The following is a 3282-nucleotide window of genomic DNA, read 5'->3' as shown; positions in this document are numbered from 1 at the left end:
GCGCCGCGGGCCGCGCTGGGCCGAGGAACGGACCGCCGGCCCGCAGCCCCGGCCCGAACCGCAACCCGACCCGCGGCCGCGCCGCATCTTCACCGCCGCGGGCCGCTCGGCGGTGGAGCCCGGCACGGCGGTGCGCGTCGTCGCATCCACCACCGACGCCGACGGCCGGCCGCTGATGACCGACCTGACCTCGTTCGGCTCGCAGCACTATTACCGCACCGGGACCTTCATCGCCTCGGGCAGCCGCGAGCGGCTCTTCACCGCCGTGACCCAGCGCGGCGACCGCTTCTTCGTGACCGCCAGCCTGAGCCGCCGGTTCGACCCGGACGAGAGCGTGACCGGCGAGCTGGCCGCCGGCGAGACCCGGACCCTCACCCTGCCCAACGGCCGGCCCGTCACCTTGACGCCGATCGTGCGCGCGGAGACCCCGGAGGAGCGGGCCGGCGACCAGATCGCCCTCGGACTGGTCAGCGAGAGCCTCGCGCGCTCCAGTAGCGACGCCTGGCGCACCTATCGCGACCGCTGCCGCACAGAGGGTTGCTGACGCAGCGTCGCCCCCTTACTGATCGCCGATAACCAATCAGGAGGGGACGATGGCCGGCAGGCTCGAAGGCAAGGTCGCGGTGATCACGGGCGGAGTGTCGGGCATCGGCCTGGGAACCGTCGAATTGTTCGTGGCCGAAGGCGCCCGGGTGGTGGCGGCCGACATCCAGGACGAGAAGGGCGCGATGCTGGAGCAGCGGTTCCCCGGCAAGGTCCGCTACGCCCACTGCGACGTCACCAAGGAGGCCGAGATCAAGGCCGCCGTCGACCTCGCCGCCTCCGAGTTCGGCGGGCTGGACATCCTGTTCAACAACGCCGGCATCTCGGACGCCATGCGCAGCATCGGCGAGATCGACGCCGACAAGTGGAACTGGATCTTCGAGATCCTGGTGCGGGGTCCGGCCCTGGGCCTCAAGCACGCCGCGCCGCTGATGGTGGCGCGCGGGGGCGGTTCGATCATCAACACCGCCTCGATCGCCGGGCTGCAGGCGGGCTACGGCCCCATCGCCTATTCGTCGGCCAAGGCGGCGGTGATCCATATGAGCCGCGTGGCCGCCGCCCAGCTCTCGCCCCAGAAGATTCGCGTCAACGCGATCTGCCCCGGCCTGATCGCCACCTCGATCTTCGGCGCCTCCTTCGGTCTGCCGCGCGCGGTGGCCGACCAGATGGCCGCCCTGGTGGTCGAGAACGCCGCCAAGGTGCAGCCTATTCCGAAGGCCGGCCTGCCCGACGACATCGCCCAGGCGGCGCTCTATCTCGCGTCGGACGCCTCGGCCTTCGTCACCGGCACGCACCTCGTCGTGGACGGCGGCATCACGGTGGGCTCGCGGCACGCCTGGGACCAGTCGGGGCCCTCGCCCTTCGCCGAACTGTTCGGAGACCTCGCCCCGCCGCAGCCCGCCCAGTCGTGACGTTGGCGGCGAAGCCGGGCGGGCTATCGCCCAATCTCCAGGGCGCGCTCTGGATGCTGCTGTCGGCCATCTCCTTCTCGGTGATGACCACGCTCATCAAGTTCCTGGGCTCGGACTATCCCGCGGCGCTGCAGACCTTCTATCGCCAGGCGGCCGGCGTGGCCGTGCTGCTGCCGATCCTGGTGCGCCATCGCGGCGCCGCCTTCGCGACCACCCGGCCGGGCATCATGATGTTCCGCTCGTTGGTGGGGACGGTCGGGATGATCCTGTCGTTCTACGGCTTCCAGAAGCTGCCCCTGGCCGACGCCAACGCCCTGTCGTTCACCCGGACGCTCTGGCTGGTGCCGCTCGCCGCCTTCATCGTGAAGGAGAAGGTGGGACCCCTGCGCGCAGGCGCCGCCATCGTCGGCTTCGTGGGCGTGCTCCTGATGGTGCGGCCGATGGCGGACGGCGAGTTCTCCATGGGCGTGCCGGCGCTGGCCATGCTGGGCTCGGCCTTCCTGTTCGCCTTCACGGTCACCGGCATGAAGGTGCTGACCCGCGACCACTCCACCACCGTGATCCTGGTCTGGTCGGCGGTGCTGGGCTTCGTGCTCTCGATCCCCGGCGCGATCCTCACCTGGCGGGTGCCGGAGCCGAAGGATTTCCTGTTGCTGGTCGCCATGGGCGCGATCGCGACCGCCAACCAAGCCTGCTACATCAAGGGCATGTCCCTGGGCGACGCCGGCGCGATGGCCCCGATCGACTACACCCGCCTGGTCTTCTCCGCCGCCATCGGCTTCTTCCTGTTCCACGAGATCCCGGGCGTCTGGACCGTCGCCGGCGCCGCCGTCGTCGTGGGCGCGACGCTCTTCATCACCTTGCGCGAACAGCAACTGGCGCGGTCGGCGAAGCTGACGGCGCAGGCGGACGCGCGATGATCGAAAGCTGCTCCCCGAGAGGGCGAGCATCCGCGCCCAGGGCCTACTCCCCGCGCAGCCGCTCGATGTCGCGGCGGGCCGCCAGCTTGTGCTTGGGCTTCAGGTTGCGGCCGACGATGGCCATCAACGCCGTGAACACCGCCGCGTCGTCGGTGTAGCCGAGGCCGGCGATGAAGTCGGGGATCGCGTCCACCGGCAGCACGAAATAGGCCAGGGCGGCGAACATCATCCCCTTGGCTGCGATCGGCGTCTCGTCGTCCTTGGCGCAGTACCAGACCGACAGGGCCTCCTTGGCGAAGGGGATCTTGGCCGCCACCCGCCGGATCTTGGGCCAGAAGCCCCGGTCGACGCGCTGCTCGTTGAGCCGCATCACGGCCGGGACCAGGGCCCGTCCGGGGTCGATCTCGGCTTCCGGATCGAAGCTGACGTCGGGTGACGCTTTTTCGCGCGCGCTCATCGGGCTAAGGCTTCGCCACAAATTTCTCGCACATCATATGGGAGCGGTGCGTCCATGGAACTCAATTCATCCGTCGCGGCGGTGATCACCGGCGGCGCCTCGGGCCTCGGCGAAGCCACCGCGCGTTCGCTGGCCGCCAAGGGCGTCAAGGTCGCCATCTTCGACATGAACGAACAGAAGGGCGAAGCGGTCGCCAAGGAAATCGGCGGCGTCTTCTGCAAGTGCAACGTCACCTCGGAAGAGGAAGTGGACGCGGCCTTCGCCAAGGCCCGCGCGGCGCACGGCCAGGAGCGCATCCTGGTGAACTGCGCCGGCACCGGCAACGCCATCAAGACCGCCAGCCGCGACAAGACGACGGGCGAGACCAAGCACTTCCCGCTCGACGCCTTCAACTGGATCATCCAGATCAACCTCGTCGGCACCTTCCGCTGCATCGCCAAGTCGGCGAAGG

Annotated in this window: 5 protein-coding genes; 4 read left to right on the top strand and 1 reads right to left on the bottom strand. The window is 69.6% G+C overall.

Going from position 1 to position 3282, the window contains the following annotated elements; translation table 11 throughout:
* The 3 genes from Q0L11_RS17000 to Q0L11_RS16990 all read left to right on the top strand — a co-directional run.
* The coding region (locus Q0L11_RS17000) for a hypothetical protein (protein ID WP_296598790.1) at positions 1-544 on the top strand (544 nt) is incomplete at its 5' end.
* 49 nt (positions 545-593) lie between these two features.
* Positions 594-1454 carry an SDR family NAD(P)-dependent oxidoreductase gene (locus Q0L11_RS16995; RefSeq protein ID WP_296598789.1) on the top strand — a complete coding sequence of 287 codons (861 nt, stop codon included), beginning with the start codon at positions 594-596 and terminating at the stop codon, positions 1452-1454.
* The gene (locus tag Q0L11_RS16990) at positions 1451-2374 is read left to right on the top strand and encodes a DMT family transporter (RefSeq protein ID WP_367183450.1); all 924 of its coding nucleotides are present in this window, start codon (positions 1451-1453) and stop codon (positions 2372-2374) included. The genes Q0L11_RS16995 and Q0L11_RS16990 overlap by 4 nt, the downstream gene beginning before the upstream one ends.
* A 43-nt stretch (positions 2375-2417) precedes the next feature.
* Here the strand turns inward: Q0L11_RS16990 and Q0L11_RS16985 are convergent, their stop codons facing one another.
* Positions 2418-2831, bottom strand: coding sequence for a YkvA family protein (locus Q0L11_RS16985; RefSeq protein WP_296598788.1), 414 nt, complete (start codon positions 2829-2831; stop codon positions 2418-2420).
* Between the two features lie 54 nt (positions 2832-2885).
* On the opposite strand from Q0L11_RS16985, the gene Q0L11_RS16980 reads away from it, so the two are divergent.
* Positions 2886-3282: SDR family NAD(P)-dependent oxidoreductase (locus Q0L11_RS16980; RefSeq protein ID WP_296598787.1), on the top strand; the 397-nt coding region annotated here is incomplete at its 3' end.

It is taken from the genome of Phenylobacterium sp. (assembly GCF_024508875.1).
In the GTDB taxonomy this organism is placed as follows: domain Bacteria; phylum Pseudomonadota; class Alphaproteobacteria; order Caulobacterales; family Caulobacteraceae; genus Phenylobacterium.
This window is presented reverse-complemented; position numbering and strand designations above follow the sequence as displayed.

Bases quoted from the DNA above. Each gene is read 5' to 3' on its own strand.
- Q0L11_RS16995 (WP_296598789.1), top strand. From the start codon at position 594: ATGGCCGGCAGGCTCGAAGGCAAGGTCGCGGTGATCACGGGCGGAGTG.
- Q0L11_RS16985 (WP_296598788.1), bottom strand. From the start codon at position 2,831: ATGAGCGCGCGCGAAAAAGCGTCACCCGACGTCAGCTTCGATCCGGAA.